Annotated in this window: 5 protein-coding genes and 2 pseudogenes; 6 read left to right on the plus strand and 1 reads right to left on the minus strand. The window is 57.3% G+C overall.

From position 1 onward, the window contains the following. The 3 genes and pseudogenes from F4V54_RS11805 to F4V54_RS10310 all read left to right on the plus strand — a co-directional run. Window positions 1-160, plus strand: a pseudogene (locus tag F4V54_RS11805) (glutathione S-transferase family protein); the annotation flags it as partial. A gap of 38 nt (window positions 161-198) precedes the next feature. Beyond that, window positions 199-501: a hypothetical protein gene (locus F4V54_RS10305; protein WP_150387079.1), complete on the plus strand. Its 303-nt coding sequence runs from the start codon at window positions 199-201 to the stop codon at window positions 499-501. Next, a complete protein-coding gene (locus tag F4V54_RS10310; protein WP_150387080.1) occupies window positions 501-998 on the plus strand; it encodes a hypothetical protein in 498 nt (165 codons plus the stop codon). Before F4V54_RS10305 ends, F4V54_RS10310 begins: the two co-directional genes overlap by 1 nt. Before the next feature lie 8 nt (window positions 999-1,006). Here F4V54_RS10310 and F4V54_RS10315 read toward each other — a convergent pair whose 3' ends face one another. Beyond that, window positions 1,007-1,489: a hypothetical protein gene (locus F4V54_RS10315; protein ID WP_150387081.1), complete on the minus strand. Its 483-nt coding sequence runs from the start codon at window positions 1,487-1,489 to the stop codon at window positions 1,007-1,009. Between the two features lie 105 nt (window positions 1,490-1,594). On the opposite strand from F4V54_RS10315, the gene F4V54_RS10320 reads away from it, so the two are divergent. The 3 genes and pseudogenes from F4V54_RS10320 to F4V54_RS10330 form a co-directional block, all read left to right on the plus strand. Further along, complete coding sequence (locus F4V54_RS10320) at window positions 1,595-2,551, plus strand: DUF1963 domain-containing protein (RefSeq protein ID WP_150387082.1); 957 nt, start codon at window positions 1,595-1,597, stop codon at window positions 2,549-2,551. Between the two features lie 408 nt (window positions 2,552-2,959). Beyond that, window positions 2,960-3,114, plus strand: a pseudogene (locus tag F4V54_RS11925) (phosphomethylpyrimidine synthase ThiC); the annotation flags it as partial. Between the two features lie 118 nt (window positions 3,115-3,232). Continuing rightward, the coding region (locus F4V54_RS10330; protein ID WP_211359481.1) for an SLC13 family permease at window positions 3,233-3,896 on the plus strand (664 nt) is incomplete at its 3' end.

The raw sequence follows: 3,896 nt of genomic DNA on the forward strand, positions 1-3,896 counted from the left end.
CGTCCCCGCCGGCCCCGACCTTTCCGGCCTCGCCCAACCCCACGGCCGCGACCACCTACCGGGCTCCCCCTTCGCCGCGGGCACCACCCTGCCCGGCCCACTGCCTGAGTCCGAACGGCTGAAGAACCCCACGGACTTCCAGCGGGAGCTCTTCGGCTAGGGCCTTAACAGCTTTCCTGTCATGGTAGCTTTACCTGCATGAACATGAACCCCGTGTCACGGCGTAAGTCGGCTCAAATACAGACGACGATTTCCGTTGAGGATGTCGAGCGCGTGCGCCGCCAACGCAGGCTCGCGAAGACAGAAGAAGAGTACGCCGACGTACGTTCCCAGATGCGGGACCTCGTTAGCGAGCTCCGCTCAACCCCCGAGCGAAGCCCGCAGCTAAAGAGAATCGCCGGCATCATCATCCTGGTCATTGGGCTCATCGTGGGAGCACTGCTCTTCTATGCTGCTTACCTGGTGTGGCCGGGTTTCGTCGAGCATGCGAAGGATCTCTAATGGCTAATAACTCTTCTAACTCTTCTGAGTCCAAGGACGAAAGTATTTCAGGCCGCCAAGCCCTCTTCCTCTATATCGGATTGATGGCTTCCCTCGCCGGGGCGCTTTTATATGGCATCACCCTTATCGTTTTAGCCTCCCTTGTGACCCTTGGGTCGATCGGAGTCGGAGTCTTTTTCATCCTTCGTTCCTATGACACCGGAAGCACCAAGCTTGGACCTATATCGGGTGAGATCGAGCAGCTGAAGAACGAAGCTTCATTCGATGTCTCTGAGGAGCTCATTGCCTGGGACAAGATGAAATACACCAAGGGCATCGGCACGAAACTCGAAGGTCAGATTGGCGATATTGACAACATTCATCGCCGCCTTGTGAATGCCCGCGATGAGCTAGCCCAAGCGGAGACGCCAGTCCACCGCGTGGAAGCAGTTCTCGCCGCAGACTCAGTTCTCGCACTTGCACGAGAGCTCCGTGCGCCAGAGCCAACCTGGGAGTAGGTGAACTGTTAGGCGATCGACGTCTCACCATTAGCAGTACTCTTCCGTCCTTGCACCGCGACAACAACGCCGGCGATGTAGGACGCAATCACACCAAGGACACAGAGCCAAAACAACGCCGCGGAAAGCTCTAACGCCCATCGCCCGACAAACTGGGTGAAGACGGATTTCACGCTCTCATCGGTATCACCGGAATCGACCATAAAGATGCCGGCTAGGAAGAGAAACACCGCCACCGCGATGAAGGCCCAAGACTCGCGCCACCCGAAAGCCTTATACGACCCTGACTCCGGATGCTCCTTCACGATGCGCACGGGGATAGACCACAGACCAACAAGCGCAACTGCCACGATTAACCCGGCCGGAACGGAGATGAATGCGAACCATCCACTCACCCCGAACATAGCCCGACCCAAGGCAAAGAACGCCGCCGCTAACAGGCTCAGGACAAGCGCCGCAACGGAGCTTATGTTGACATTCCTGTACTTCATGCCCCTCATCGTTCTACAGCTCTAGATATCTGTTGCATGGTTCTTTCTTCCGAATGATAATTCCTAATTAAAGACCTTGTTTTCCTAGAGAAAGTACTACCTGCCATGTCAGAGTTCACAGCACAGGTTCAAGCGCTCCGATCGCTGATCGAGTCCGGAGAGTTCATCTCCGAAGACACTGATGGCCTCATCCAACTGGCTCAACCAGGCGTCACCCTCCCCTACTCCAACGGCACTCCCACCGAACATGGTTCGTACTTCGGTGGCAGGCCATATCTTCCAGAAGGTTCGGCATGGCCCATCGCACAGAGCGGCCAGCCACTGCTCCACATCATTCAGCTAAATTTTGCGGATATTGTCGGTCATGTGCGGGCGGAGGGGGCGCTGACAAGCGAAGCAACGCTCGACGGATTGATACCGGAATCAGGAATTTTTCAACTCTTTGTCGGCGCTGATCCGCTCTACGGCGGATTTACTTCAGATTCGCCTGGAGACGGCATGGAGATTCGCTATATCCCTGAGCCTGCGGAAGGCTTTGGCAACCACAGCTTCCCTGGACCTCATACCGCGGAGCCTGCTGCCTTCGATGAAGAGCACGAGGATTTTTGTTCCCCGTTTAGCAAGGATCTTGGGGAGGTTATGAACTCTCCGATTTCCTTGTCTAGTGCAGTGGCAATGATCCCTCCCACTGACCAAGCAGTGTACGAAGCGTTGGAGTCCGAAAAGGACGATGACTTTATTGATAACGATGAGTACTTTGACGAGCTAGTTGAGTTGCGGGCCACAGCCAAAAACCAAAGCGACATCATGCTCGGCGGTTTCCCAGCATTCGCGCAAGACCCTACGCAGCCTGAAGGGTACGTTCACTTCCTAGAAATTGATTCCACATATGTGGAAGAGGAAGAGCTCCCCTTCGAGATCATGTGGGGTGACCTAGGTGTGGCCCACGTATTCCTCCACCCAGACGCATTGAAGAAAATGCACGCCGGCGAGGCCGTGGTGTACCGCTCCGAAAACACCGGCACGGCCGATGGGGCTGTTTTCTACTGGGACTGTGGCTAATATCCAGTTGGTGACCTGTAAGAACGTCAAAAGTGCATGTTCTACCGGCGTATCTCTGGCCAATAGCCTTTCAACCCACGGTATGGCTGCCGCAATGTGCTACTTCGCTTCTTGCTCAACGTCCTTTGAATTGGCAAAAGGTTGATCGCTCGAAGGCTTTTCGAGTGATCTCACGATCGGCGACTGCGTATTCGCGCTCGACTAATTCCCGGTCGATCCCGGGGATTGCTGGTTGATTTGGCGGCGGATATTGCCCCCAACCCGGTTGAATGCTCGAGCCTGACGTGTCTGCGTACTGCGCTTGGCCCTCAAAAGAGCCCTGCTCACGTCACTCGAGTGGTTGAAAGCGATCTTGTCCATCCCGCGCATCGTGGAAAGGAACATTGCCATGAGCCATACCATACCTTTTCTACCCGATTCGAGTTCCGCTGGGAGGATCAGTTCGCGCTCCCCTTGGACCCGGATACCGCACAGACGTACCACGACGAAACGCTGCCGGCAGAACCCGCGAAGACGGCGACTTCTGCTCCATGTGTGGCCCGAAGTTCTGCTCCATGCGCATCTGAACAGATGGCGGAGAAATTTCGCGAGGAAGGCTCGCAGGTCTACCTGCGTGCGGACGTCGTAGAGATCTCCTTCCAAACCAAGTAATCCCTGGTTGTAGCGGGTAGAATTCGGCACATGGTGGAGACACAACGCCGCTCGAAACAACGTCCGCCGGCGCTCGCGAGCAAAGGCCCCCAGCTCAGCAAAAAGCAGCTGGTGGGCCTGCTCTTGGGCATGGCCTGCTTCCTCATCCCCTTCTTCATCCAGATCCCGGACCTGGCCACCCCCGGGCATCGGATGCTGTCAATCTTCCTACTCGCCATCGTCTTCTGGGTGCTCGAGCCCGTGCCGCTCACGGCCACGGCGGTGTTGGTCATCCTGCTGGAGGTCCTCTTACTCTCCGACGGCGCGCTAGTCGACCCCACCGGTGGAGACCCAGCACTAGCAGACCAGCTGCTTCCTGCATCCGCGTATTTCTCTGCGCTGGCCCACCCGGTCATCATCCTCTTCCTCGGCGGGTTCATGATCGCGCACGGGGCGGAGAAGTTCGGGCTCGACCGCAACCTCGCAGCGATCATGCTACGCCCCTTCCCGGACAAGGCGCGCCTGACCGTGCTGGGGCTCATGCTGATTACCGCCGTGCTCAGCATGTTCATGTCGAACACGGCCACCACAGCGACGATGTTCGCGGTCGTCATCCCGATTCTCAAGACGCTGCCCGCGGGCAAAGCGCGCGCTGGCGTGGCGCTGTCGATCCCGCTCGCTGCCAACGTGGGTGGCATCGGCACCCCGGTGGGCA

Origin of the sequence: Corynebacterium tuscaniense, from assembly GCF_008693065.1 — a bacterium.
In the GTDB taxonomy this organism is placed as follows: domain Bacteria; phylum Actinomycetota; class Actinomycetes; order Mycobacteriales; family Mycobacteriaceae; genus Corynebacterium; species Corynebacterium tuscaniense.

Excerpts from the sequence above, each read along its gene's own strand:
- F4V54_RS10320 (WP_150387082.1), top strand. The coding sequence starts at position 1,595 with ATGTCAGAGTTCACAGCACAGGTTCAAGCGCTCCGATCGCTGATCGAG.
- F4V54_RS10310 (WP_150387080.1), top strand. The coding sequence starts at position 501 with ATGGCTAATAACTCTTCTAACTCTTCTGAGTCCAAGGACGAAAGTATT.
- F4V54_RS10315 (WP_150387081.1), bottom strand. The coding sequence starts at position 1,489 with ATGAAGTACAGGAATGTCAACATAAGCTCCGTTGCGGCGCTTGTCCTG.
- F4V54_RS10305 (WP_150387079.1), top strand. The coding sequence starts at position 199 with ATGAACATGAACCCCGTGTCACGGCGTAAGTCGGCTCAAATACAGACG.